This is a genomic window from Streptomyces sp. NPDC088785 (assembly GCF_044750685.1).
Lineage (GTDB): Bacteria > Actinomycetota > Actinomycetes > Streptomycetales > Streptomycetaceae > Streptomyces.
Genome location: NZ_JBIVKH010000009.1, coordinates 43703 through 68075 on the forward strand (window position 1 = coordinate 43703; position 24373 = coordinate 68075).

The window sequence follows — 24373 nt, forward strand, 5'->3', positions numbered from 1 at the left end:
TACGGCTGTCCCGTACGGGCGACGTACTACGACGGCCTCGTCCGGCCCCCTGAGGCGGCTCCCCGGGGCGGCCCCCTGGGGCCGTCGCATCCGGCGGACCGTCAGATGCGGCCCTGGCCGGGACGGTCGGACGTGCCGGTGCCGGGCGCGCGGTGGGCGCCGTAGTGGGTGCCCACCTGCTGGTGGTAGTCGGCGTTGCCGAGGTGCTTCTCCTTGTCGAACTCGGGCGCGCTCTTGATCTCCTCCTTGGTGCGGGAGACCTGGATCGTCCGGGAGTCGGCGTCGATGGACACGATCGTGCCGGCGGGCAGCAGGACCTCCTTGCCGAAGATCCAGACACCGGTGTCGACGACGATGTACTGCGAGCCCACGTCGTTGGAGTGCTTGTCGACCTTGCCGATGTTCCCGTCGGTGGCGTCGACCTTGTAACCCGTCAGGTCCGCGTCGGCCCGGTGGCCCGCGGTGCCCGGGTAGTCCCACATGTTCTCGCTCATGGCCAAACCTCCGTGCGGATCGGTTGCCCGGCGGACATCGCGTCCGCCGCACCGGGACGTGTGGCCAGAGAACCGCGCGGCAAACACGGCATCTAGAAGACGGTTCAGTGGGCATACGGCAGCTTCAGGGCAGCAGTCCCCGGACCTGCCCGAGCCGTCAGAACGACCCCTGGGGGGAACCCGATGCCAGCCGTCATACCGGACAGACCGGCCCACAGCACGAGGACCGGTGCGCGCTCCGCCTCCGGGCAGCAGCAGCCGTCCCACGCGGGCACCGTCGCCACGGTCCGCCGGGCCGCGGGACGCATCACCGTCCTGACGGCCGTACAGACCGCGGTGATGATCGGCCTCGGGCTGCTCATCACGGGGCCCGCCCACGGCCTGTGGCCCCTCGCGCACGAGGACGCCGTGGACGAGGGCCTGGAGGGGATACGCACCTCCGGCCTCACCGCCGTCTCCTTCGTCGCGTCCGAGGCCGGGAACACCCTCACCGTCATCATCGGCACGGTGCTCGCGTGCCTGGCGCTCGTGCTGATCCCGCACCGGGCCCGCTGGCGCGAGGCGATCTTCCTCTCCGTCGGCGTGGCACTCCAGTCGCTGGTGTTCCTGTTCATCACCCTCGCCGTCGACCGGCGCCGGCCCGAAGTGGACCGCCTCGACGCCTCACCGCCCACCTCCAGCTACACCTCGGGCCACACCGGAGCGGCCACCGCGCTGTACGCGGGCCTCGCCGTCCTGGCGCTCTCCCGGATCCGGGGACCCTGGCGCAGGATCGTCGGCTGCCTCCTGCTGCTGATCCCGCTGCTGGTCGCCTCGGCCCGCCTCTACCGGGGCATGCACCACCCGACCGACGTCATGGGCGGCATGCTCAACGGAGCCCTGTCGCTGCTGATCGTCGGCAGCGCGGTCCTCACCCGCGACCCGCACGGCGCCCCCGCGCCGGACGGCTCCGCGGGCACCTCCGCCCCCGACGGCACCGACGGCACCGACGGCACCGGGCAGCGCCGCGGCCTCGCCGTGGTGGTGTACAACCCCCTGTCCGCCGGCGCGGCCACCCTCGACACCGTCCGGCGGTCCCTGGCACGCCACGGGTACGCCGACGCCCGGCTCGTCGCGACCACCGCCGACGACCCCGGGTACGGCCAGTGCGCCGCCGCCCGGGACGCGGGCGCCGCCCTGGTCGTCGTGTGCGGCGGCGACGGCACCGTGCAGGCCGCCGCGGACGCCCTCGCGGACAGCGGCGTACCCCTCGCCGTCGTCCCCTGCGGCACCGGCAACCTGCTGGCCCGCAACCTCGACCTGCCCCTGACCCCCGCCAAGGCCCTGGACGGCGCGCTCTCCGGCACCGCGCACCGGCTGGACCTCGGCCGCGTCGAGGGCGACGGCCTGCCCGCCACCCACTTCACCGCCATGTCCGGCGCCGGGCTCGACGCCGCGGTGATGGACGGCACCGGCGAGCGCGCCAAGGCCGTCATCGGCTGGGCCGCCTACGTGCTGTCCGTCCTGCGGAACGTCCGCTCGCCCCGCACGGAACTGACGCTGCGCCTGGACGGGGAGCGCCCCCTGCGGCGCAGCGCCCGCATGGTCCTGATCGCCAACGTCGGCACCCTGCAAGGCGGCATCTGCCTCGTCCCGGCCGCCCGGCCCGACGACGGAGCGCTCGACCTGCTCGTCCTCGACCCGCACGGCGTGCGCGGCTGGCTCGGCGCCCTCACCACCCTGTTCCGCGGCGCCCCTGCGGCCCCCGCCACCGAGCGGGCGCACGCCGGGGAGCCGTCCGCGGCCGGTCCGGTCGAGTACTTCCGCTTCCGGCGGGCCGAGATCGAGTTCGACACCGGGCAGCCGCGCGAGATCGACGGCGACCCCGTCGCCCCGGGACGGTTCCTGCGGGCAGAGGTGCGGCCCGGGGCACTCACCGTGCTGCTGCCGGCGGGGGGCAACTGACATGGGAACCGCGACCCGCGTACCGCCGACGCGCGACATGGAGGGCGACGAACTCTCCGGCGACGAGGCGCTCGTCACGCTGCGCAGGTACGGCCGCTGGCCGTTGCTGCGCGACGCGTTCATGCGCTTCCGCTACGCCGACGGATTCAGCCACTCGCGCGCGCTGGCCCTCCAGACGGTCCTGTCGGTGGTGCCGCTGTCCATCGCCTTCGTCGGACTCTCCACCGCCCTGCACACCGAGAACATCGGCAAGATGGCCGAACTCACCATCCACCGCATCGCGCAGGGCCCGAGCGCCGCGGTCGTCGAGGACGCGCTGGAGCGCAGCCGCAGCCACGCCGGGGACGGCAACCAGCTCGCCCTCTGGCTCGGCCTGGTCTTCTCCCTGGTCAACGTCACCACGGCGATGTGCCAGGTCGAGCGCGGCGCCAACCGCATCTACGGCTGCGAGCGCGACCGGCCGTTCGCGCAGAAGTACTCCCGCGGCCTGCTGATGTCGCTGACCGCGGGAGTGCCGCTCGGGCTGGGCTTCATCATGGTCGTCGCCGGCGACGACCTCTTCGAGTCCGCCGCCACCGTGTACCACCTCGGCGGCACCGCCTCGATGGCCTGGAACCTGCTGCGCTGGCCGCTCGGCCTGCTCCTGGCACTGCTCTCCGCCAGCGTCATCTTCCGCCGCTCCCCACGGCGGGTGCAGCCCGGATACACCTGGCTGGCCTTCGGCGCCGCCGTCTACCTCGTGCTGTGGAGCGCCCTCACCGGCGCGCTCAGCATGTACCTGAACCTCAGCGGTTCCTTCGACACCGTCTACGGCCCGCTGAGCGCCTTCATGTCGCTGCTGCTCTGGGCGTACCTCACCTCCATCGCGCTGTTCCTCGGCCTGTCCTTCGCCGCGCAGCTGGAGGCCGTACGCGGCCAGCGCCCCGACCCGATCCAACCCGACCCGGGAGTCTGAACCATGGTGGTGCGCGCAGGCGCCCGTCGTCTCCGACAACACCGTCGCGGCATCGCCGACCGGCGCTTCGCCGTCCGCCTGGCGGCGGCGGCGGCCGTCGCCGCGATCGCGGCGGCCCCGTTCGCCCTCGTGGCCGTGCTCGTCGAGCGGCAGTGGCGGCCGCTGCACCGCGTCGACGTGGACGCGGCCCGGCAGCTGCACGCGGTGGCCACGGACCACCCCGGGTGGACCGGGACGCTGCGCTTCCTGTCCGACTGGGTGTGGGACCCGCTGACCCTGCGCCTCGCGGTCCTGGCGGTCACGGTCTGGCTGCTGTACCGGCGCGCGTGGCGGCTGGCCGCCTGGTCGGCGACGACGGCGGTGGTCGGCGGCCTGATCGGGCTGTGGGTCAAACTCCTGGTGGAACGGGCCCGGCCGTCGCTGGAGGACCCGGTGGCCCACGCACCCGGCTACTCGTTCCCGTCGGGCCACGCGATGACCGCGGCCACGTCGTGCGCGATCCTGCTGCTGGTCGCCCTCTCCCTCGTCCCGCGCCGCGCCCGGCCGGTGTGCTGGGCCCTCGCGGTCCTCTCGGTCGTCGGCGTCGGCTTCACCCGGGTCGCCCTGGGGGTGCACTGGTTCAGCGACATCGTGGGCGGCTGGCTGCTGGGGGCCGCCGTCGTCACCCTGACGACCTGGGCCTTCGAGGCGTGGCGGGCGGACGCCGGGATGCGCCGCACCCCGCTGGCGAGCGGCCTGGAGCCCGAGCTGCGCACCGAGGACCCGGAGGACACCCCGGCCTCGCGCACCGGCACCGGGGTCCGGCCGGGGGACTGACCGGCCGGCGGCTCAGCGGACGGCGCCGGCCGCGGCCCCCGGGCCCGGCCGCCGCCCCCGCACCACGAAGAGCGCGGCGCCCGCGAGGAGCAGCAGCACGCCGGCCGCGATCCACCACCGGGGGTCGAACTCCTCCACGCAGGACCCGCCCGAAGCGGTGGACGTGCAGACGGTGCCGGGACCTGCGCGGTTGAGGTACGCCACGTAGAACAGCGGGACGCCGAGACCGCTGACCAGCCCCGGCAGCCCGGCGGACCAGCCCCGCCGGGTGGCGGCCAGCACCGCCGCCGCCACGGCCACCGGCGTCAGCCAGACGCCGATGGTGAACAGGGTCAGCAGACCGAGCGCGGCCAGCGCGCCCACGCCGGTCCAGCTGACGAACCCCCACCAAGCCGTACGCGGCACGGTCGCCCTCCCTCGTCGTGTCGCCCCCATCCTCCCCCTCCCCGGCCGCCGAGGGGAGACCCCGGGGGCCCGGCACGACGCAGGGCGCCCTGACCGGGGCCGGCCCCTGAGGCATGATCGACGCATGACGGACGAGTGGTTGTCGGAACGGGCCAGGTCGGCCGAGGCCCTGGCGGGCGCGGAGTTCGACCTCTCGGTGTGCGTGCAGGAGCGGATCCACCGGCTGGGCGGCGTCCAGTCGCACGGCACCCTGCTGGCGGCGGACCCGGCGAGCGGCCTCGTGGACACCGCGGCCGAGAACACCGCGGACCTCCTCGGCGTGCCCGCCGACGGCCTGGTCGGCCGGCACGTCACCGCCGTGCTGGCGGCCGCCGACTGGACGGAGGCCCTGGAGGCGTCCGCCGAGGGCGACTCCGTCGCCGTGACGCTCCCCGTCACGGCGGGCGCCGACGGGCACCGGAGGGGCTTCGACCTCTCCGTGCACCGCCGCGAGGGCCTGGCGGTCCTGGAGTTCGAGCCGCGCGAGACGGCCGACGCCTTCCAGTTCGCCGCGTTCTACCAGGAGGTCCGCCGGGCCCTGCGCCGCCTGCGCTCCGCCGCCACCGTGCTCGACTGCTGCCGCGCGGCGGTCGGCGAGGTGCGCCGGCTCACCGGGTACGACCGGGTCGTCGCCTACCGCTTCGACGGCGCCGAGGGCCCCGGCGAGGTCGTCGCCGAGGACGTCCGGGAGGGCTGGGAGCCGTGGCTCGGCCTGTGGTTCCCCGCCACCGACATCCCGCCCCAGGCCCGGCGCCTGTACGAGGAGAACTGGATCCGCGTCATCGCGGACGTGGACGACCCCACGGCCCGGCTGCTCCCCGAGCGCCGCCCGGGCACCGGCACCCCGCTCGACCTGTCCGGTGCGGCGCTGCGCACCGTCTCCGGCTTCCACCTGGAGTACCTGCGCAACATCGGCGTGCGCTCCTCCATGTCCGTGTCCCTGATGCGCGAGGGCCGCCTGTGGGGCCTCATCGCCTGCCACGGCGAGGCACCGCGCACCCTGGCCCCGGAGGTCCGCTCGGCGTGCGAGCTGTTCGGCACCGCCTTCTCCATGCAACTGGCCGCCATCGAGGAACGCAGCCGCGCCGACGCGCTGGAGAGCTCGGGCTCCGACGTGGCCGCCGTCGCCGGGCTGCTCGACGAGGACGACGAGGACGTGGACGCCTCGCTGCTGCGGCACGAGCGCGAGGTCCGCGAACTGGTCGGCGCCGACGGCGTCCTGCTGGTGCGCGCGGGCCGGGTGTCCGCCGCCGGCCTGCCCGTCCCGGAGGAGATCGTCCACGTCCTCGGCCGCCTCGCCACGTCGTCCGACGGCGTGTGGTCCACCGACCGGCTGCCGGAGCGGCTCGCCGCGGACGACGTGGCCGCGCCGGACGCCTGCCCCGCGGGAGTGCTGCTGCTGCCCGTCGGACGCGGCGGCGACTACCTGGCCTGGGTCCGGCGGGAACGCCCTACACCCCGCGAGTGGGCCGCCGACCCCGCCCGCCCGGTCCTCGTCGGCCCGCAGGGCGAGCGTCTCACCCCGCGCGGCTCGGGCGCCGTCTACCGCTCGATGATCCGCGACCGCAGCCTGCCCTGGACCGCCCGCGACCGGGCCGCCGCGGTGGAGATGGGCCGCCTGCTCACCGGACTGGTCCTGCGCCACGCCGCCGAGCTGGACCAGCTCAACACCGAGCTGCGGATGACCAACCTGGACCTCGACTCCTTCGCGCACGTCGCCGCCCACGACCTCAAGGAGCCGCTGCGCGGCATCGCCAACGCCGCGACCTTCACCCTGGAGGACGCCGCGGACCGCCTCGACGGCACGAGCGTGCGCCGCCTGGAGACCATGCAGTGGCTCGCCGCCCGCATGGACGACCTGCTGAACTCGCTGCTCCACTACGCGCGGATGGGCCGCACCGGCCTGCGCCGGACCGACGTCCGCCTCGACGAGGTCCTGGACGCGGCCCTGGAGGTGGCCGGGCCGCGCCTCGCGGAGGAGGGGGTGCGGGTGGTGCGGCCGCGGCCGCTGCCCCGGGTGCACGCCGACCCCGACCGGCTGTTCGACATCCTGCTCAACCTGCTGGTCAACGCGGCGAAGTACGCGGCCGACCGGCCGGACCGCACGGTGGAGGTCGCCGTCGAGGACACCGCGGCCCCCGGCGCCGGGCGGCCCGTGCCGGCGGTGGTGGTCCGCGACAACGGCATCGGGATCCCGTACGACAACCAGGCGGAGGTCTTCGACCTCTTCCGCCGCCTGCACGGGCCGCGCGAGCACGGCGGCGGCACCGGTGTGGGCCTCGCCGTGGTCAAGCGGATCGTCGAACGCCACGGCGGCCTGCTCTGGCTGACCAGCACACCCGGCGAGGGCTCCGCCTTCTATTTCACGCTGGGCGGCGAACCGGCCGACGGCGCGGACGGCTGACCCTTCGACTCCAGCCAGTAGTCGATCGCGCCCTTGAGGACCGTGCGGAACAGGTGGAAGTTGAGCGGCTTGTAGATGTAGCTGTCCGCCCCGGCCGCGTAGCAGGCGTCGACCTCCGGCGGCGCGGTCGACGAGGTGAACACCACGACGGTGATCTCCGCCAGCTCGGGCCGCGCCCGCAGCGCCCGGAGCACCGCGTGGCCGCTCACACCGGGCATGTTCAGGTCGAGCAGCAGGATGCCGGGCACGTCGTCCGCGGCCAGCAGCCGGTCCACCAGGCCGTCGCCCCGGTCGAGGAACTCCAGCCGCAGCTGCGGATGGCTGCGCGCCAGCGCCCGCTCGATCGCCTCGGCGTCCTCCTGCGAGTCCTCCACCACCAGGATCCGGCCGCTGTCCAGCCGCTTGCCCGGTGCCCGCGTCTGCGTCACGGTCGTCCCTTCAGATGGGCGATGAGGACGGCGGTGTCGTCGTCGCCCCTCGCGCGGAAGTCGGATGCGGCCGTGACGAGCTGTCGCGCCGACAGCTCACCGACCGGCCCGATCCGCCGTACGGCGTCGGGCAGATGGGTCTCGAAACAGGTGCCGTCCGCCGACCTGGCCTCCGTCAGCCCGTCGGTGAACAGCACGAGGGAGGCGCCGTCCGCGAGCCGCACCCGGTGCGGCGCGTACACCGCGCCGGGCACGACGCCCAGCAGGAGTCCGCGGGTCGCCAGCTCCTCCACCGCGCCGTCGGCGTGCCGGACCAGTGGCCACGGGTGGCCCGCGCCGGCGATCTCGGCGTCCCAGCCGCCGTCGACGGCCCGGGTGAGGGTGATGACGACGGCGGTGACGAAGCGGGACGCGCCCTCGTCGATCAGCGCGCCGTTCAGCCGGGCCAGGGCGCGGCCCGGCGCCGTGCCGTCCGCCAGCAGCGTGCGCAGGGTGTGCCGGGCCAGCGCGGTGTACGCCGCGGCCTCGGCCCCGCGACCGCAGACGTCGCCGATGAACAGCGAGATCCGGTCCGGGGCGAGCACCACGTCGTAGAAGTCGCCGCCGACGTCCAGCGTGGGGTCGCCCACCTCGTAGGCCGCGCTCAGCACCACCCCGGGCGCCCGGGGCAGCGAGCGGGGGAGCAGCTGGCGTTGCAGGGTCTCCACGTGCTGGCGGCGCTGGGCGTAGAGCGTGGCCGTGTCGATGGCGAGCGCGGCGCGCCCGGCGAGGTCGGCGAGGGTCGGCAGATCCGCCAGGCTCGTGTCGTGCCGGTGGTACAGGAAGGTCAGGGTGCCCAGGACGCGGCCCCGGGCCCGCAGCGGACTGACGCTCAGGGCGCGGATCGTCTTGCCCTCGCCCGTGGCGTCCGGGCCGAACGGGCCGCCGCTGAGGTCGTCGTCCTTCAGCACCCGCCCCCAGGGCCGCTCGGTGAACTCGTGCAGCCGCCCGGCCAGCCAGGCGTCGTGCTGCGCGACCTCGCCGAGCCAGGTCTGCGCGTCGGCCGCGACATGGGCGGTGGCGACCGGTTCGAGGCCGCCGTCCGGCCGGAAGAGGTGCACCGCGCAGCCCTCGGCCACCGCGGGCACCGCCAGCCGCGCCACCCGGCGCAGGGTCTCCTCCACCTCCAGGCTCTCGTCCATCTGGAGGGACGCCTCGGCGAGGAAGGCGTCGCGGGCCTGGCGCCGTTCGTGGAGCTCGTCCTCCACGATGCGCCGGTTGCTCGCCATGAGGACGTCGGCGATCTGCGTCAGCTGCTCCGTGAGCAGCGGCTCCTCGGCGGCGGACGGCTCGTGGTCCAGGCCCAGCCACAGGCCCGCGGAGTCGCCGGTGGCGAGCGGGAAGACGCACTCCACGACGGCGACCGCACCGGTCTCCCGCAGCACGGGCTCCACCAGCGGAGGCACGCCGCCGGGGGCGAGGCGCACGACCTGCGGCCGTTCGTCGGCGGCGCGCACGGGCGGCGGCCGGTCGCCGCCGGGCCAGTCGGCGCCGACCGGGAGCCAGGTGACCGGGCCGCCGGACCCGGGGGTCCAGCGGCGCAGATAGCGCGGCGCGCCGGCGTCCCAGCGCGCGCCGATCACCGCGACGGTGCCGGGCAGCTCGGACAGGGCGGCGTAGACACGCGTGGCGAGCACGGTGACGTCCGGCGCGCGCACGGCCGCGAACCACAGCTCGTGCAGGTGGCGCCACCACCCCGACGGCGGCGGGGGCGCCTCGCGGGTCCGATCGTTCACGCAACTGTCTCCATCCGGGCATTTTATCCGGTCGGCCGCACCGCCCGGCGTGCGTGTGGGGCGAACGGCCGCGCCCCGGACGGGTCAGCGCACCCGGTCGTAGACGAGGGCCAGCGTGCCGTGCTCGCCCGCCGTCTGGCTGACCAGCGTCCACTGCCCCGCGGGCAGGCCGTCCTCGAAGAGGCGCGGTCCCTCCCCGAGGAAGACCGGGAAGACCGTCAGGGCGAGGCGGTCGACCTGGTCGGCCGCCAGCAGGGCCTTGATGACGCTGGCGCTCGACAGGACCAGGATGTCGCCGCCCTCGGCGCTCCTCAGGTCGGCGACGACCTCGGCGGCCGGTCGGTCGGCGAGGGTGGTCCGCTCCCACGGCGCCTCGTCGAGGGTGCGGGAGAGGACCACCTTGTCGGCGCCGACGAGCCACTTCGCGAAGCCCTCGTCGCGCGGGTCCGCTCCCTCCATGCCGATGACGGTCGGCCAGAAACCGAGGAACCCCTCGGCGTTGACCCGCCCGAGCAGGGCCGTCGTCGCCGAGTCCCACAGGCTCGTCAGATGGTCGCGGGCGACGTCGGTGACCGCGTACGGCATCACCCAGCCCATGTCCATGGGGTCGGTGCCCGCGTAGTGGCCGTCGAGGGAAAGGCTCATGTTCGTGACGACCCTGCGGCCGCCGGTCTGCTCGCTCATGTCGTGCTCCCTGGGTCGGTACCGGTGGTGAGGGGGCCCGCGGCGAAGGCCGCCGCGAGTTTGTCGAGGCTCTGTCCGAAGCCGATCTCGACGCCGGCGACGAAGTCCGCCGACTCGACGGCGCTGTCGGTGATCCGGTAGCGGACGTCGAGGTCCGTGCCGGTCCCGGCCGGGCGCAGTCCGACGTCGACGTGCGAGGTGAACGCGGTGCTCCCGTCGGGCAGGCGGGGGGAGAGCCGGTAGGCGAGGTGCTCGCCGGGGCGGGCCTCGCGCACCGTGCCCTCCGCGCGCCCGACCACCGCGTCGCCGCCACTGCCGTCCCCGTCGTCGGCGTCGCGGTACTCCTGGACGATCCGGCCGCCCGGCCGCGCCTCGAAGACCAGCTCCGACAGGCGCAGGTCGTCCGGCGCCCACCAGCGGGCCAGCAGCGACGGCTCGGTCAGGTGCGCCCAGACCTGCTCGGGGCGGCCCGCGAGGGTCCGCCGGAAGAGGAACGTGCGGCCGTCGGCCCAGCCCGGCCCCCCGGCGGCGGCGCGCTGCGCCTCGACCTCGCGGGTGTACTTCTCGTACGTGTCGTACGGCGGCGGGGCGCCGTCGGCCGGGGCCGCGGCGTCGGCGAGCCGGCCCAGCACGGCCGCGAGGTCCCGCAACGGGCCGGGGCGCAGGGCGTAGACCCGGCGGCTGCCCGTGCGTCGCGACGTGACGATGCCGGCGCGCTCCAGGGTCTGGAGGTGCTTGGTCGTCTGGGGCTGGCGTGCGTCGGCGAGCTGGGCGAGCACGCCGACGGGGCGTGGTCGCTCGCCCAGCAGGGTCACGAGCCGCCAGCGGGCCGGGTCGGCCAGGGCGGCGAGGAGGGCATCCATGGCACCGAGTATTCCCCCAGGAGAATATTCGTGTCAAGGAATATGTGGAGAGCGCTGCGCCCGCTCCTCCCCGCCGGGGTCAGGGGGCGCCGGCGTCCGCGCCCTTGCCGGCCTCGGGGGACGGCTCGTCCTGGTCGGGCGCCGGGGGCCGGAAGCAGGCCGTGACGTCCTTGCCGCGCGGGCACTCGTGGGACTGCCAGGTGTCGGCGAGCGCGTCGATCAGCATCAGGCCGCGGCCCCCGGTCGCCTCCTCGTCGGGCTGGCGCGGCACCGGCGGCGCCGGGTCGTTGTCGTGGACCGTCACGTGCAGGCAGTCGCCGTCCCAGGTCAGCACGAGCTGGGCGGTGGAGCGCGCGTGGACGTGCGTGTTCGTGACGAGCTCCGAGACGGTCAGCAGCACGGCGTCGACCGTGTCCGGCGCGCTCTCGGACCAGTGGAGGTCCGCCAGCCGCTCACGCGTCCAGTCCCGGGCCGCCTTGATCCCGCTGCTGACCGGCAGTGAGCGAGCCCACCCCACGGCCCTGAGTGAGGAATTGCGCATGATCGTTCCCTTTCGTCGTCCCCGCCCGAGTGCCCGCGATCCGGCAGTCCACTTATGGGCGGGGCGACGGATGACGGCCGGGCGGGGTCCGCCGTGAAATGCTGGGCATTTGATCCGTGGAGCCTTGGACGATGATGAGAGAGTTCACCGCGACCCGCTACGTCGCGCCCCTGCGTGAGGGAGGTTCGCTTCCCGGGCTCGTCGAGGCGGACGACCTGAACACCTACGTCATGAAATTCACCGGAGCCGGGCAGGGCCGCAAGACGCTCGTCGCGGAAGTGATCTGCGGGCAGCTCGCGCGGCGGCTCGGGTTCCGCGTGCCCGGCCTCGTCACGCTCGCGCTCGACCCCGTGATCGGCCTCGGCGAGCCCGACACCGAGGTGCAGGGGCTGCTCAAGAACAGCGGCGGCACCAACCTCGGGATGCGGTTCCTGCCGCGCGCGCTCGGCTTCGACCCGCTCGCGTACGCCGTCGACCCGGCCGAGGCGGGCCGCGTCGTCTGGTTCGACGCGCTCGTCAACAACGTCGACCGCTCCTGGCGCAATCCCAACCTGCTCGTGTGGAACGGCGAGTTGTGGCTCATCGACCACGGCGCCAGCATGATCTGGCACCACAGCTGGCGCGGCGCCGCCGCCTGGGCCGCCAAGCCCTACGACGCCACCGACCACGCCCTCGCCCCCTTCGCGCCCGACCTCGCCGCGGCCGCCGCCGACCTCGCCCCGCGCGTCACCGGGGAGCTGCTCGCCGAGGCCGCCGCCGACGTGCCCGACGTCTGGCTGACCGACGAGCCCGGCTTCGACAGCCCGGACGCCGTGCGCCGCGCGTACGTCGAGACACTGCTCGAACGCGTCCCCGGCCTGCACGAGCGCATCGCCCTGCCGGACACCGCGACCGGACCCGGCTCCCGGACCACCGGCTGGATCACGCCCGAAGGAGCCGCCCGATGAACGCCCCCGGCACGCCGGAGACCCGCGACGTCTTCGAGTACGCCCTGCTGCGCGTGGTGCCCCGCGCCGAACGCGGCGAGCAGATCAACGCGGGCGTCGTCGTGTACTGCCGCGCCCGGTCCTTCGTCACCGCCCTCACCCACCTCGACGAGGCGCGCCTGCTGGCCCTCGACCCCGAGGCGGACGTGACGGGCGTACGGGCCCTGCTCGGCGCCGTCGAGCGGCACTGCGCAGGGGGAGCCGACGCCGGACAGGCCGGCGCGGACGACGCCGGACGGCGCTACCGCTGGCTCGTCGCGCCCCGCTCGACCGTGGTGCGGCCGGGGCCGGTGCACACCGGTCTGACCACCGATCCGGCGGCCGAGGCGGAGCGGCTGCTCGCCCTTCTGGTGCGCTGAGTGATCAGAGGCACCCGGTGGGTACGTTGACACCGGGTGCCAGGACTTCTAGCGTCACACGCACAGGGACTAAGCGGTTGCTCAGCGATTTCGCAGCGGAGCGGCCGACCTCTAGGGCGAGGAGACCGAAGAGCATGTCCACCACTGAGCAGCGCGTAGCGATCGTCACCGGAGCCGCGCGCGGCATCGGCGCCGCCACCGCGGTCCGTCTGGCCGAAGAAGGCCGCGCCGTCGCCGTGATCGACCTCGACGAGGCCGCCTGCAAGGACACCGTCGAGAAGATCACCGCCGCCGGTGGCAGGGCCCTCGCCGTGGGCTGCGACGTGTCCGACGAGGCCCAGGTCGAGGCCGCCGTCGCGCGCATCGCCGAGGAGCTCGGCGCCCCGACCATCCTGGTCAACAACGCGGGCGTGCTCCGCGACAACCTGCTGTTCAAGATGAGCGCCCTGGACTGGGACACCGTCATGAACGTGCACCTGCGCGGTGCGTTCCTGATGTCGAAGGCCGTCCAGAAGCACATGGTGGACGCCGCCTTCGGCCGCATCGTCAACCTGTCGTCGTCCTCGGCGCTCGGCAACCGCGGCCAGGTCAACTACTCGGCCGCCAAGGCCGGTCTCCAGGGTTTCACCAAGACGCTCGCCAAGGAGCTCGGCAAGTTCGGCGTCACCGCCAACTCCGTCGCCCCGGGCTTCATCGTCACCGAGATGACCAAGGCCACCGCCGACCGGGTCGGCATGGGCTTCGAGGAGTTCCAGGCGGCCGCCGCCACCCAGATCCCGGTGCAGCGCGTGGGCCGCCCCGAGGACATCGCCAACGCCATCGCCTTCTTCACCGGCGACGCGGCCGGCTTCGTCTCCGGCCAGGTCATGTACGTGGCCGGCGGACCGCTCAACTAAGGCTGGGGACACGGGACATGACTGCTGAACTCTCGGGCAAGGTCGCCCTCGTCACCGGTGCGAGCCGGGGCATCGGATACGGCATCGCCGAGGCGCTCGTCGCACGCGGCGACCGGGTCTGCATCACCGGCCGCGGCGAGGACGCGCTCAAGGAGGCCGTGGAGCGGCTCGGTTCGGACCGTGCCGTCTACGTGGCGGGCAAGGCGCACGACGAGGCGCACCAGGCCACCGCCGTCGAGCGCACCATGGAGGCCTTCGGCCGCGTCGACTTCCTCGTCAACAACGCGGGTACGAACCCGGTCTTCGGGCCGATCGCCGAGCTGGACCTGAACGTGGCGCGCAAGGTCTTCGAGACCAACGTCGTCTCCGCGCTCGGCTTCGCGCAGCAGACGTACCGGGCGTGGCAGAAGGAGAACGGCGGCGCGATCGTCAACATCGCCTCCGTGGCCGGGGTCTCGGCCTCGCCGTTCATCGGCGCCTACGGCATGAGCAAGGCCGCCATGGTCAACCTCACGCTCCAGCTGGCGCACGAGTTCGCGCCGAAGGTGCGGGTCAACGCGATCGCCCCCGCGGTCGTCAAGACCAAGTTCGCCCAGGCCCTGTACGAGGGCCGGGAGGCCGAGGCCGCGGCCGCCTACCCGCTGGGCCGGCTCGGCGTGCCGGAGGACATCGGCGGCGCCGCCGCGTTCCTCACCTCGCCCCAGTCGGACTGGATCACCGGGCAGACGCTCGTCGTCGACGGCGGCATCTTCCTCAACGCGGGCGTCGCCTGACACGGCAGATTGCGGGCGTCACCTGACAAACTTCCCGCAGCTCAAGTGCCCCGGCAGATCAGGTAGTTGATCTGCCGGGGCACTGCGATAAGGTCGGCCGATCCCATGGCATGGCCGATCGAGGAGCGTGCGCGTGTTCAGACGGTTGCTTGCCCCCCGCGTGTTGGCGGCGACTACGTTCATACCCCTGCTGGCCGGGTGCGGGGTGGTGAACGCGAGCGGCTCCGAGGACGAGGACCCGATCGTGGTGGGCACCACCAGCGCGCCGAGCACGCTGGATCCCGCCGCCTCCTGGGACGGCTCGTGGGAGCTGTTCCGGAACGTGTACCAGACGCTCGTCGCCTTCCCGTCCGGCGCCGCCCAGCCCGAGGCGGACGCCGCCGAGTGCTCCTTCAAGGGCACCGGCAACCGGGTCTACCACTGCCGGCTGCGGCAGGGCATGACGTTCTCCGACGGCGACACCCTGGACGCCGCCGCCGTGAAGTACTCCATCGACCGGATCCGGACCATCGGCCTCAAGGGCGGACCCGAGGGGCTGCTCGGCAGCCTCGACCGCGTCACCACGCAGGGCGACCGGGACGTGACGTTCCACCTGAAGAAGGCCGACGCCACGTTCCCGTACGTGCTCGCCACCCCGGCCATGTCGATCGTCGACCCCGACGACTACCCGGCCAAGTCGGTGCGCAAGGACCGGGAGGTGTCCGGCTCGGGCCCGTACGCGCTCAAGTCCTACAGCCCCGGCGACAAGGCCGAACTGGTCAAGAACGACTCGTACAAGGGTCTCGCGGACCGCAAGAACTCCGCCGTGACGATCCGCTACTTCACGTCGTCGGCGGACATGGTGGCCGCCCTGCGCGCGAAGAAGATCGACGTCACCTTCCGCGGGCTCGCCGCCTCCGACGCGGTCAAGCTCCAGGACAAGAAGAACGCCGGGGACCTCCAGCTCGTCGAGGGCGCGGGCATGGAGACCAGCTACCTGGTCTTCAACCCCAAGGACCCGTGGGCGGGCAAGAAGGCGGTCCGCCAGGCCGTCGCGCAGCTCGTCGACCGCGGCGCCATCGCGCACTCGGTCTACCAGGACACCGTCACCCCGCTCTACTCCATGGTCCCGGCCGGTCTCGTCGGGCACACCACCGACTTCTTCAGCGACTACGGCGACCCGAGCGCGGCCAAGGCGGCCCAGATCCTCTCCAAAGCGGGCATCCACGCGCCCGTACCGCTCACCCTCTGGTACACCACGGACCGCTACGGGTCGGCGACCAAGCCCGAGTTCGAGGAGCTGAAGCGGCAGCTGGAGGCGTCCAAGCTGTTCGAGGTGAAGCTGGAGAGCCGGCCCTGGAACACCTTCGAGGCCGGCTACCGCAAGGGCGAGTACCCGGTCTTCGGGCGCGGCTGGTTCCCCGACTTCCCCGACGCGGACAACTTCATCGCGCCCTTCGTGGGCGCGGAGAACGCGGTCGGTACGCCGTACATCTCCCCGGAGATCACCGACGAGCTGCTGCCGCAGTCCCGCCGGGAGAGCGACCGCGGGGCCGTGGTGCGGCAGTTCGCGCGGGCCCAGCAGATCATGGCCGAGGACGTGCGGCTGCTGCCGCTGTGGCAGGGCAAGCAGTACATCGCCGCGAGCGAGGAGATCGCCGGCGGCGAGCGGGCCCTCGACCCGTCGACGATCATGCTGATGTGGGAGCTGGAGCGCAAGACCAGCTGGTGATGCCGGGCCCCGGCCCGGAGTGTCAGTGGCCGCCGGTAGGTTCTCGGGTACCGATGCGGCCGCGCGCGTCAGGCAGGACGGCGCGCGCGGCCGTGCACGTGCCCGTACCCCGGAGGTTGTTGACGTGACCGACACCGCGATGCTGCCCGAGTCCTGGCGTGGCGTCCTCGGCGAGGAACTCGAGAAGCCCTACTTCAAGGAACTCACCGAGTTCGTCGAGGAGGAGCGCGCCAAGGGCCCCGTCTACCCGCCGCGCGAGCAGGTCTTCGCCGCGCTCGACGCCACGCCGTACGACCGGGTCAAGGTCCTCGTCCTCGGCCAGGACCCCTACCACGGCGAGGGCCAGGGCCACGGCCTGTGCTTCTCGGTGCGCCCCGGGGTGCGGACGCCGCCCTCGCTGCGCAACATCTACAAGGAGATGCAGGCCGAGCTGGGCACCCCCGTCCCGGACAACGGCTATCTGATGCCGTGGGCGGAGCAGGGCGTCCTGCTGCTGAACGCGGTGCTCACGGTGCGGGCCGGCGAGGCCAACTCGCACAAGGGCAAGGGCTGGGAGAAGTTCACGGACGCCGTCATCCGCTCCGTCGCCGAGCGGCCCGACCCGGCGGTCTTCGTGCTCTGGGGCAACTACGCGCAGAAGAAGCTGCCGCTCATCGACACCGACCGGCACATCGTCGTGAAGGGCGCGCACCCCTCGCCGCTGTCCGCGAAGAAGTTCTTCGGCTCGCAGCCCTTCACGCAGATCAACGAGGCGGTGGCGGCCCAGGGCCACGAGCCGATCGACTGGCGCATCCCGGACCTCGGCTGAGGCCGCGCCTGCCCTGGATAGCCGTCGGCGGCGGCTAGCGTCGGGAGCCGTGACCGGTGGGCGAGCCGGTTTCCGAGCTTGGAGGCAGCAGTGGCACAGCAGCGCGAGCAGGCGGCGGACGACGCGTTGTCCACCCGGATCGGGCAGCTGGTCATGCTGCACCACGCCGGGGACCGCGAGGAGGCGAGGGACCGGCTGCTCGGGCTGTGGTCGGAGCTGGGCGAGGACGGCGACCCGCTGCACCGCTGCACGCTCGCGCACTACCTGGCCCGCACCCACACCGACCCGTCCGACGAACTGGCGTGGGACCTGCGGGCGTTGAGCGCCGCCGACTCGTGCGCCGAGCCGCGGTCGCCGGCCCTGCGGGCCCTGTACCCGTCGCTGCACCTGAGCCTCGCGGGCGACTACGTGAAACTGACCCGGCCCGGCGCGGCCCGCAGCCATCTGTCGCGGGCGCGCGCCGCGGCCGCCGAGCTGGGCGGCGCCGCGGACCACGGGCACGCGGTCGGGGTGCGGGCCGCGCTCACGCGGCTGGAGGGGGAGGTGGCGGGGATGCCGGGGGTGCCGGGGCTGCCGGGGGAGGACGGGGACCCCGGCGAGGGCGGCGGCGGGCACGGCCGGCCCGGCGGGGAGCCGCTCGGGCCGCCGCGAAGCGGATCGTGACGGGGTCGCACCGGGCTCCGGCCGAGACCCCCGGCCCGCTGCGGGGGCGGAGCGGGCCGGGGTGCCGGGTCCCGTCTCCGCGTCGCACGTGTCCTCAACTGCCGTACGTGTCCTTGCAGATGACCGCCTGCGGGCTGTCCGGGGCCCAGCCTCCGTACTGACGGCCGAGGGCGCACACGTCGGTCCGCGGCGGCGGTGCCGGAACCGCGGGGCGTTCGGCGCGCGGCGCCGTGGGGTGCGCGGGCGCGGCCGGGTGCGGTGCGTGCCGGGGGGCCGGTACGGCGTGCCGCACCGGGGGACGGGGCGGTTCGGCCGGGCGTCGCGCGACGGGGGAGCGGTGCGGGGACGGTTCGGAGCGCTGAAGAGCCTCGCGGGCCGGGCCCTGGACGAGCGGCCGCTCGTCGGCGTGGCCCTCCGGGCTGGGCGCGGGGGCCATGGCGGGCGGGGTGGGCGCGGCCGGCGCGTACGGCGCGCCGACGTGCACGCATCCGGAGGCGGTGGCTGCGGCGACGGCCGCGGCGGCTGCCGTCAGCAGGAGCGAGGCTGAGCTGGTGGTTCGGAGCACTCGCGCCACTCTGGCCGACCCCCGGGCGCGGCGGAACCGGAATCGGCGAGGTTGCCCCGCACGGGTGAGGGGGGTGCGGCGGGGGGCCGGGTGGGGTGTGCCGCGCCCGCCGTATGCTGCCCGGACGCAGGCAACGGGGACCGAGACAGAGGAGTACGGGACGTGAAGGTCGGCTGCATCGGACTCGGCGACATCGCGCAAAAGGCCTATCTGCCCGTGCTCGCCGCACAGCCGGGCCTCGAACTGCATGTGCAGACCCGTACCGCCGCGACCCTCGCCCGGGTCGCCGAGCAGTACCGGATCCCGGCCGCCCAGCGCCACGCCGACCTGGACGGGCTGCTGGCCCAAGGGCTCGACGCCGCGTTCGTGCACGCGCCGACGGCCGTCCACCCCGAGATCGTGACACGGCTGCTGGAGGCCGGGGTGCCGACGTACGTCGACAAGCCCCTCGCCTACGAACTCGCCGACTCCACGCGGCTCGTGGAGCGTGCGGAGGAGCTCGGGGTCGGTCTCGCCGTCGGCTTCAACCGGCGTCACGCGCCCGGGTACGCGCAGTGCGTCGAGCATCCCCGCGAGCTGATCCTGATGCAGAAGAACCGGGTCGGGCTCCCCGAGGAGCCGCGCACGATGATCCTCGACGACTTCATCCACGTCGTGGACACCCTGCGCTTCCTGGTGCCCGGCACGATCGACGACGTCACCGTGCGCGCCCGCGTCGAGGACGGGCTGCTGCACCATGTCGTGCTGCAACTCGCCGGGGACGGGTTCACCGCGCTCGGGGTGATGAACCGGCTCAGCGGGTCCACCGAGGAGATCCTCGAGGTCTCCGGGCAGGACACGAAGCGGCAGGTGCTCAATCTCGCCGATGTCGTCGACCACAAGGGGCAGCCTTCGGTGCGGCGGCGCGGGGACTGGGTGCCGGTGGCGCGGCAGCGGGGCATCGAGCAGGTGGCCCTGTCGTTCCTGGACGCCGTGCGGGCCGGGGAGGCGCTCAGCGCGCGGGATGCGCTGGGCACGCATGAGCTGTGTGAGCGGGTGGTGCGGGGGGTTGTGGGGGCCGCCTGAGGCGGCCCCGCCGCCCGCGGCCCGCTGGGACGTCTCACGCAGTTCCCCGCGCCCCTGGGTCGTACTTCGTCCGCGGGCCGGTGGCCGCTTCTCGCGCAGTTCCCCGCGCCCCTGAGGCATGCGCTGCGCGCAGCCTCCCCCTGAGGCATGCGCTGCGCGCAGCCTCCCCCTGAGGCAGCGCTCCGCGCGCCTCTCCCTGGGGGAGGGGGAGACGGGACGATGACCGCCCCTCTGATGAGATGGCGCACGAAGTGCGCATCTCAGGGGCGCGGGGAACTGCGCGACCGGCCACGGCGAGAGCCGCGGACGAAGTACTGCCCAGGGGCGCGGGGAACTGCGCGACCGGCCACGACGAGAGCCGCGGACGAAGTGCTGCCCAGGGGCGCGGGGAACTGCGCGACCGGCCACGGCGAGAGCCGCACCCGGAAGAGCACCCAGGGGTGCGACCAGCCCCGCCGGGGTGGGAGGGGGCCTAGGTGTGGGGGGAGGCGTAGGCGTCCAGGGCCGGGGACCGGGTGCGGCGGCGGAGGGCGTCCGCCGCGCCGAGAACCACCAGCACGGCCCCGGCCCCCCGCACCGCCCAGTCCCCCCACCGCACGTACAAGGTCGTCCCGTGCGCGGTCGGAGCCGCGTACACCCGCACCGCACTCGACGACGTCCCGAGCCACGGGCCGACCCGCGCCCCGTCGGGCCCGTACGCGGCGGAGACCCCGGTCAGCGTGGCGTGCACCATCGGCCGCCCGGTCTCGGCGGCCCGCAACGCCGCCAGCGACGCGTGCTGCTCGGGCGCCCAGCTGTGCTGGAACGACGAGGTCGACGACTGCGCGATCAGCAGCCGCGCCCCGTCCTCGGTCAGCCGCCGGGTCATGTCGGGGAACGCCGACTCGAAGCAGACCAGAGGCCCGAACCGCAGCCCACCCGCGTCCATGACGACCTGACGGGTCCCGCGCCGCCGGTCCTCGCCGGCCGCCCTGCCCACCGACGTCGCCCAGCCGAGCAGCGAGCGCGCGGGCACGTACTCCCCGAACGGGACCAGCCGCATCTTGGCGTAGCGCGGCCCGGTCGGCCCGCCGGACCCGATCAGGACCGAACTCTTGTAGATGCCGCCCCCGGCGCCGCCCCGGGCGCCGTCCCCGTCCGGGGCGGCGCGGCGCGCGTCCACGTTGACCAGGATGTCCGCGCCGACGTACCGGGAGAGCGCGGCGAGCCGACGCGCCAGATCGGGCCGCGCGGCCAGGTCGTGGCCGACGCTGCTCTCGCCCCAGACCACGAGGTCGACGTCGCGCCCCGCGAGCCGCCGGGTGAGCGCCTCCTCCCGGTCGAAGCGCCGCTCGGCGCCGACGACGACCCCCGGCTGCACGACGGCGACGCGCGCGGTGCCGTCGGTCTGCGGGCGCGGCGCCCAGAGCGTCGCGGCGGCGGTCACCGCGACGGTCGCCACGAGCCCGGCGACGGCGGGGACGCGGGCGCCGCGCGCGACGACCAGCACGGTGACCGCGGTGTTCACCAGGACCACGAGCAGGCTCAGCAGCCACACCCCGCCCACCGAGGCGAGCCGCAGCGCGGGGCCGACCTGCCACTGGCTGGAGCCGAGCATCCCCCACGGGCCGCCCAACCCCTGCCAGGACCGCACCAGTTCGACCATCAGCCACGCCGAGGGCACCGCCACCAGCGCCGCCCCCGCCTGCCGCGGCGACGGCCGGCCGTGCAGCAGCCGGTGCAGCAGCCAGCCCCACGGCGCCCACAGCGCGCCAAGCAGCGCCGCGAGGAGGACGGTGAAGACGTGCAGGCTGGGCAGCAGCCAGTGGTGCACCGCCAGCATGAACCCGAGGCCGCCCAGCCAGCCGTCGAGGGCCGCGCGGCGCGGCGTCGGCGCGGAGCGCGCCAGGAGCATCCAGGGTACGAGGGCCGCGTACGCCCACCACCACCAGGCGGGCGCGGGGAACGCGAGCGCGGGCAGCGCGCCCGCCCCGGCCGCCGCGGCCCCGCGCCACCAGGGCGATGTCCCGAGCCGCCGCCGTCCCCGCATCCGTCGCGCCTCCCACCTCGTACGACCGCCGCCGCCGGCCGGTCACCTGCTCTCAGTGTGCGGGTCGGCGACGATCAACGACAGGGGGGCGGCGACGGGCGGCCGTGCCGTCCTCACACCGCGGCGGCCGAACTCCGGGGAGCGCGCCGCCACTTCTCGTGCACCGTCACCCGGTGCATCCGCCAGCCGGCCGGTGTACGGACGAGTCCGAACGCGTACCGGCCGCCGCACACGAAGTCCGGCGCCCCGCCGTCCTCCGCGCCCGCGAGCCGCATCGGGTTGATGTAGTCGGCCCGGACCAGGGCGGTGTCGCCGACGTCCCGGTCCAGGCGGTCGAACCGCACGCGCCGGTTGACGATGAGGTGCTGGCGCATCGGGAACAGCTCCATCGTCCGGGTCAGCCATCGGGCGATCTCCTCGGCGCCGCCCTCCTCACCGCCCGCCGCCCGGTAGTCGGCCCGGCCGTCCGGCGCGAACAGGGCGCGGTACGCGGCCCAGTCCCCGTCGTCCACGGTCACGGCGTAGTCGGTCACCAACTCGTCGACGGCGAGCCGGTCGAGGACGGTCGCGAGTTCCACACGCTGCGTCATCGAGTCAGTGTCGAGCCCCGGGAGCGCCCAGCCAAGAGGCGTGCGCCACCCGGTCCCGGCCGCCCCCCGCCGGGACCGCGTCCCCCGACCCCGGTCCCGCCCGGCCCGTCGCTGTTACGGTCGGCGCATGTCAGCCGAGCCGAGCACCTCCGCACCCGGACCCGTCACCGCCGACGACGTGGCGCACGCCGTCCGGATCACCGTCGACGCCCTGCGCCCCGCCGCCGGGGCCGACTGGCACGTCCCCGCCGGGCCGCTGGAGTGGACGTGCTGGGAGACCGGCGAACACCTCGCCGACGACCTCTTCGCGTACGCGGCCCAGATCGGCTCCACGCGGCCGATGGCCGGCGCGGACGTGGGCTTCGGCTTCTCCCGGCGCCGCCCGCAGGGCCCCGCCAACACCGTCACCGCGGACCTGGAGGCGGGCCCGGCCGGGCTGCTCGGCGTCCTGGAGGCGTGCGGCGGGCTGCTCGTCGCCGTGGTGCGGGGGACACCGGCGACGGCGCGCGGCCATCATGTCTTCGGTGCGGCCGACCCCGAGGGGTTCGCCGCGATGGGCGTCGTCGAGACGCTGCTGCACGCCCATGACATGGCGCTCGGCCTCGGTGTCCCCTTCACCCCGCCCGCGGGGCTGTGCGCCCGCGCGCTGCACCGGCTCTTCCCCGACGCCCCGGCCACCGCGGAACCGTGGCCGACGCTGCTGTGGGCGACCGGGCGCGGCGATCTGCCGGGCCGGGAGAGGGTCGGCAAGTGGCGCTGGTACGGTGCGCCTCGCGCGACCTGATCACCGCCAGGAGGCCCGTTTGAACCGCCCCATCACCCTCGTCACCGGCGGCAGCCGAGGCATCGGCGCCGCCACCTCGCTGCGGCTCGCCCGTGACGGCCACGACATCGCCCTGTCCTACGTGCACGACGAGGAGGCCGCCGCGCGCACCGCCGACGCCGTGCGTGCGGCCGGTGCGCGCTGCGCCGTCCTCCGGGGCGACACCTCGCGGGAGGCCGACGTGGAGCGGCTGTTCGACGAGGCGCGGGCCGCCCTCGGCCCGCTCACCGGCCTGGTCAACAACGCCGGTGTCACCGGCGGGTTCGGCCCGCTCGTCGACGCCCGCACCGAGGACCTGCGCCGCGTCGTCGACGTCAACGTCTTCGGTGTCCTGCTCTGCTGCCGCCGCGCGGCCCGGGACATGGCCGCGTCCGGCGGCGGCGCCGTCGTGAACCTGTCCTCGGCCGCCGCGACCCTGGGCAGCCCCGGCGACTACGTCCACTACGCCGCGTCCAAGGCGGCCGTCGACACGCTCACCGTCGGCCTGTCCAAGGAACTGGGTCCGGCCGGCATCCGCGTCAACGCGGTCGCGCCCGGCGTCATCGACACCGAGATCCACGCACGCAACGGCGACCCGGACCGGGCTCGGCGGATGGGCGGCGAGCTGCCGCTGGGCCGGGCGGGCCGGGCCGACGAGATCGCCGCGGCGATCGCCTGGCTGCTCTCGCCGGACGCCGCGTACACGACGGGCACGGTGCTGCGCGTCGCGGGCGGACGCTGAGCGGACGGGCCCGGCTCAGGCCGCTCCGACCACCTCGGCGCGCCGCATGGCCTGGGCCCACTCCGTCACCAACTGCTCGTACTCGGCGCGCTGCTCGGCCGTGAGCCGACCGCCCGCGCGCAGCCACAGACCGCGGATCTGCTCGTTCACTTCCTCGGCAGACCGCGCGGGCTGGCGTGCGGCAGATGGCATGTGCCAAGGCTAAGCGCGCCGCGACCGGATGTGAACCCTGAGCGAGCGATCGACTGCGTCAAGTGATCGTTCTTGGCGTGAAGTTGTCGATCAGTCGAGCAGTCCCCGGCGGAGCCGGTCGATCGAGTCCTCGTCCAGGCCGAGGTGTCCGGTGACGTACCCGTGGACGCTCCCGAACTGCGCGGACAGGTCGGCGAGGAACAACCGCATGATCGTCTCGGGGGCGCGGCCGAACCCCGGCCAGCTCGGCTCGCGTCCCCCGTGCGCCGCCCGCCAATCGGCGAGAAGACGATTCCGGGCGAGTCCGGTGAGCGCGAAATCGGCCGCCACCCCGTCCTCGTCCACCCCGACCAGGGTGAGGACCAGCGCGGCGAGCAGCCCGGTGCGGTCCTTGCCGGACGCGCAGTGGAAGACGAGCGGCCCGTCGGCGGCCGCGATCAGGCCGAGCGCCTCCCGCAGCTCGCCCGCCCCGTCGTGGGCGACCTCCAGATAGCGGTCGGCGAGGTGACGCCACGGGTCGACGTCCGGGTCGATCACGGCCTGGTCGTACGGGCGGTGCTCCACGCTCAGATGGACCCAGCGCTGACCGGGGACCTCCGGCGCACGGCCGTTCGCGTCGATCTCCCACGCATGGCGCAGATCGATCACGGTCCGTATGCCGAGGGCCGTGTACCTCTCCCAGTCGGCCCGCGCCGCCTCCTCGCCGGAGGCGGGGTCCAGCTTCGACAGGGCGTCGGAGCGGTACAGCCGCCCCCACCGGACGGTGCGGCCGTCGACGGTGCGACAGCCGCCCAGGTCACGGAAGTTGTGCAGGCGGGCGAAGGCGTGGTGGCGGATCATGCGC

The 24373-nt window shown here is 74.4% G+C and carries 26 protein-coding genes; 14 read left to right on the top strand and 12 right to left on the bottom strand.

All coding sequences use genetic code 11. The features are described 5' to 3' along the window. Window positions 1-101: 101 nt before the first annotated feature. The gene (locus ACIP5K_RS23635) at window positions 102-494 is read right to left on the bottom strand and encodes a PRC-barrel domain-containing protein (protein ID WP_401412378.1); all 393 of its coding nucleotides are present in this window, start codon (window positions 492-494) and stop codon (window positions 102-104) included. A gap of 183 nt (window positions 495-677) precedes the next feature. Here ACIP5K_RS23635 and ACIP5K_RS23640 point away from each other — a divergent pair, with 183 nt between their 5' ends. The 3 genes from ACIP5K_RS23640 to ACIP5K_RS23650 are packed head-to-tail and all read left to right on the top strand — an operon-like array spanning window position 678 to window position 4209. After that, entirely contained in the window at window positions 678-2438 is a 1761-nt protein-coding gene (locus ACIP5K_RS23640) for a diacylglycerol kinase family protein (RefSeq protein ID WP_401412380.1), read from the top strand. A gap of 1 nt (window position 2439) precedes the next feature. Continuing rightward, entirely contained in the window at window positions 2440-3393 is a 954-nt protein-coding gene (locus tag ACIP5K_RS23645; protein WP_401412382.1) for a YihY/virulence factor BrkB family protein, read from the top strand. 3 nt (window positions 3394-3396) lie between these two features. Further along, window positions 3397-4209, top strand: coding sequence for a phosphatase PAP2 family protein (locus ACIP5K_RS23650; RefSeq protein ID WP_401412384.1), 813 nt, complete (start codon window positions 3397-3399; stop codon window positions 4207-4209). Window positions 4210-4221: 12 nt separating this feature from the next. Here ACIP5K_RS23650 and ACIP5K_RS23655 read toward each other — a convergent pair whose 3' ends face one another. Then, entirely contained in the window at window positions 4222-4614 is a 393-nt protein-coding gene (locus ACIP5K_RS23655; protein ID WP_401412386.1) for a hypothetical protein, read from the bottom strand. Window positions 4615-4738: 124 nt separating this feature from the next. On the opposite strand from ACIP5K_RS23655, the gene ACIP5K_RS23660 reads away from it, so the two are divergent. Continuing rightward, entirely contained in the window at window positions 4739-7057 is a 2319-nt protein-coding gene (locus ACIP5K_RS23660; RefSeq protein ID WP_401412388.1) for an ATP-binding protein, read from the top strand. Here the strand turns inward: ACIP5K_RS23660 and ACIP5K_RS23665 are convergent. The 5 genes from ACIP5K_RS23665 to ACIP5K_RS23685 all read right to left on the bottom strand — a co-directional run bounded on the left by ACIP5K_RS23665 (window position 7012) and on the right by ACIP5K_RS23685 (window position 11348). Beyond that, on the bottom strand, window positions 7012-7485 hold the full coding sequence (locus tag ACIP5K_RS23665) for a response regulator (protein ID WP_401412390.1): 474 nt from the start codon (window positions 7483-7485) through the stop codon (window positions 7012-7014). The genes ACIP5K_RS23660 and ACIP5K_RS23665 overlap by 46 nt on opposite strands. After that, window positions 7482-9260 (bottom strand): PP2C family protein-serine/threonine phosphatase, encoded by a 1779-nt coding sequence (locus tag ACIP5K_RS23670; RefSeq protein WP_401412392.1) that lies wholly within the window; start codon window positions 9258-9260, stop codon window positions 7482-7484. The genes ACIP5K_RS23665 and ACIP5K_RS23670 overlap by 4 nt, the downstream gene beginning before the upstream one ends. An 84-nt stretch (window positions 9261-9344) precedes the next feature. Beyond that, window positions 9345-9944, bottom strand: a complete 600-nt coding sequence (locus ACIP5K_RS23675) for a dihydrofolate reductase family protein (protein WP_401412393.1) — start codon at window positions 9942-9944, stop codon at window positions 9345-9347. After that, window positions 9941-10807, bottom strand: coding sequence for a metalloregulator ArsR/SmtB family transcription factor (locus tag ACIP5K_RS23680; RefSeq protein ID WP_401412395.1), 867 nt, complete (start codon window positions 10805-10807; stop codon window positions 9941-9943). The genes ACIP5K_RS23675 and ACIP5K_RS23680 overlap by 4 nt, the downstream gene beginning before the upstream one ends. 79 nt (window positions 10808-10886) lie before the next feature. Then, window positions 10887-11348, bottom strand: coding sequence for an ATP-binding protein (locus tag ACIP5K_RS23685; RefSeq protein WP_401412396.1), 462 nt, complete (start codon window positions 11346-11348; stop codon window positions 10887-10889). A 131-nt stretch (window positions 11349-11479) separates the two neighbouring features. On the opposite strand from ACIP5K_RS23685, the gene ACIP5K_RS23690 reads away from it, so the two are divergent. The 7 genes from ACIP5K_RS23690 to ACIP5K_RS23720 all read left to right on the top strand — a co-directional run bounded on the left by ACIP5K_RS23690 (window position 11480) and on the right by ACIP5K_RS23720 (window position 17544). Then, entirely contained in the window at window positions 11480-12295 is an 816-nt protein-coding gene (locus ACIP5K_RS23690; protein WP_401412398.1) for a HipA family kinase, read from the top strand. Beyond that, on the top strand, window positions 12292-12693 hold the full coding sequence (locus ACIP5K_RS23695; RefSeq protein ID WP_401412399.1) for a DUF3037 domain-containing protein: 402 nt from the start codon (window positions 12292-12294) through the stop codon (window positions 12691-12693). The genes ACIP5K_RS23690 and ACIP5K_RS23695 overlap by 4 nt, the downstream gene beginning before the upstream one ends. A 134-nt stretch (window positions 12694-12827) precedes the next feature. Beyond that, on the top strand, window positions 12828-13589 hold the full coding sequence (gene fabG / locus ACIP5K_RS23700; RefSeq protein WP_401412400.1) for a 3-oxoacyl-ACP reductase FabG: 762 nt from the start codon (window positions 12828-12830) through the stop codon (window positions 13587-13589). A gap of 17 nt (window positions 13590-13606) precedes the next feature. Next, window positions 13607-14362: an SDR family oxidoreductase gene (locus ACIP5K_RS23705; RefSeq protein WP_401412402.1), complete on the top strand. Its 756-nt coding sequence runs from the start codon at window positions 13607-13609 to the stop codon at window positions 14360-14362. A 127-nt stretch (window positions 14363-14489) separates the two neighbouring features. Next, entirely contained in the window at window positions 14490-16073 is a 1584-nt protein-coding gene (locus ACIP5K_RS23710; RefSeq protein WP_401412403.1) for an ABC transporter substrate-binding protein, read from the top strand. Window positions 16074-16197: 124 nt separating this feature from the next. Beyond that, window positions 16198-16881 carry a uracil-DNA glycosylase gene (locus ACIP5K_RS23715; RefSeq protein WP_401412404.1) on the top strand — a complete coding sequence of 228 codons (684 nt, stop codon included), beginning with the start codon at window positions 16198-16200 and terminating at the stop codon, window positions 16879-16881. Between the two features lie 90 nt (window positions 16882-16971). Further along, window positions 16972-17544, top strand: a complete 573-nt coding sequence (locus ACIP5K_RS23720) for a hypothetical protein (RefSeq protein ID WP_401412405.1) — start codon at window positions 16972-16974, stop codon at window positions 17542-17544. Window positions 17545-17638: 94 nt separating this feature from the next. Here the strand turns inward: ACIP5K_RS23720 and ACIP5K_RS23725 are convergent, their stop codons facing one another. Continuing rightward, window positions 17639-18109 carry a hypothetical protein gene (locus ACIP5K_RS23725; protein WP_401412406.1) on the bottom strand — a complete coding sequence of 157 codons (471 nt, stop codon included), beginning with the start codon at window positions 18107-18109 and terminating at the stop codon, window positions 17639-17641. Window positions 18110-18271: 162 nt separating this feature from the next. Between ACIP5K_RS23725 and ACIP5K_RS23730 the strand changes: the two genes are divergently transcribed. Continuing rightward, window positions 18272-19174 carry a Gfo/Idh/MocA family protein gene (locus tag ACIP5K_RS23730; RefSeq protein WP_401412407.1) on the top strand — a complete coding sequence of 301 codons (903 nt, stop codon included), beginning with the start codon at window positions 18272-18274 and terminating at the stop codon, window positions 19172-19174. Window positions 19175-19646: 472 nt separating this feature from the next. Here ACIP5K_RS23730 and lnt read toward each other — a convergent pair whose 3' ends face one another. Together lnt and ACIP5K_RS23740 are read right to left on the bottom strand one after the other, a co-directional pair. Next, window positions 19647-21203: an apolipoprotein N-acyltransferase gene (gene lnt / locus ACIP5K_RS23735; RefSeq protein ID WP_401412409.1), complete on the bottom strand. Its 1557-nt coding sequence runs from the start codon at window positions 21201-21203 to the stop codon at window positions 19647-19649. A gap of 113 nt (window positions 21204-21316) precedes the next feature. Continuing rightward, window positions 21317-21793: a nuclear transport factor 2 family protein gene (locus ACIP5K_RS23740; protein ID WP_401412410.1), complete on the bottom strand. Its 477-nt coding sequence runs from the start codon at window positions 21791-21793 to the stop codon at window positions 21317-21319. 127 nt (window positions 21794-21920) lie between these two features. Here ACIP5K_RS23740 and ACIP5K_RS23745 point away from each other — a divergent pair, with 127 nt between their 5' ends. Both ACIP5K_RS23745 and ACIP5K_RS23750 read left to right on the top strand, forming a co-directional pair. Next, complete coding sequence (locus ACIP5K_RS23745; RefSeq protein ID WP_401412411.1) at window positions 21921-22577, top strand: hypothetical protein; 657 nt, start codon at window positions 21921-21923, stop codon at window positions 22575-22577. A gap of 19 nt (window positions 22578-22596) precedes the next feature. After that, window positions 22597-23337 (top strand): SDR family oxidoreductase, encoded by a 741-nt coding sequence (locus tag ACIP5K_RS23750; RefSeq protein ID WP_401412413.1) that lies wholly within the window; start codon window positions 22597-22599, stop codon window positions 23335-23337. 15 nt (window positions 23338-23352) lie between these two features. On the opposite strand, the gene ACIP5K_RS23755 is transcribed toward ACIP5K_RS23750, so the two are convergent. Together ACIP5K_RS23755 and ACIP5K_RS23760 are read right to left on the bottom strand one after the other, a co-directional pair. Further along, window positions 23353-23529 carry a hypothetical protein gene (locus tag ACIP5K_RS23755; protein WP_401412414.1) on the bottom strand — a complete coding sequence of 59 codons (177 nt, stop codon included), beginning with the start codon at window positions 23527-23529 and terminating at the stop codon, window positions 23353-23355. A 90-nt stretch (window positions 23530-23619) separates the two neighbouring features. Next, on the bottom strand, window positions 23620-24369 hold the full coding sequence (locus ACIP5K_RS23760) for a tyrosine-protein phosphatase (protein WP_401412416.1): 750 nt from the start codon (window positions 24367-24369) through the stop codon (window positions 23620-23622). Between the last annotated feature and the right edge of the window lie 4 nt (window positions 24370-24373).